General features: G+C 45.0%; 1 protein-coding gene. It reads left to right on the top strand.

What is annotated here, in order from left to right; genetic code table 11:
* Nucleotides 1-167: 167 nt before the first annotated feature.
* Nucleotides 168-462, top strand: a 295-nt coding sequence (locus CD128_RS11875; protein WP_231917280.1) for an MSCRAMM family adhesin SdrC, incomplete at its 3' end; no start/stop codon positions are given.

Here is a 462-nt window from a genome sequence, read left to right as displayed (position 1 = left end):
TTGATGTTGATTCACTGTCTGATGTGCTTGTGCTTGCTGAGTCTGAGTCACTTTCACTCGTTGATACTGATTTACTATCTGAGGTGCTTGCACTTACTGAGTCTGAGTCACTTTCACTTGTTGATGCTGACTCACTATCTGACATGCTTGCGCTTGCTGAATCGCTCATGCTTGTTGATGTTGATGCACTTAGCGATGCACTTGCACTCACTGATTCCGATGCAAGATATGATGGTAAGTCAAATTCCGGCAATGAGTTGCTTTCTGGTTCGCCCATACTATATGAGAACGAACTACTGTCTGATGTGCTTGCACTTGCTGACTCTGAGTCACTTTCACTCGTTGATGTTGACTCACTATCTGACGTGCTCGCACTTGCTGAGTCTGAAAGACTCTCACTTTCTGATCCTGATGTGCTTTCTGAGTCACTTGTACTTACCGACTCTGAGTCACTTCCACTCG

This window comes from Staphylococcus croceilyticus (assembly GCF_002902575.1).
Taxonomy (GTDB): Bacteria; Bacillota; Bacilli; order Staphylococcales; family Staphylococcaceae; genus Staphylococcus; species Staphylococcus croceilyticus.
Note: the sequence above shows the minus strand (reverse complement) of the source record. Positions and strands in the feature narration are given on the sequence as shown.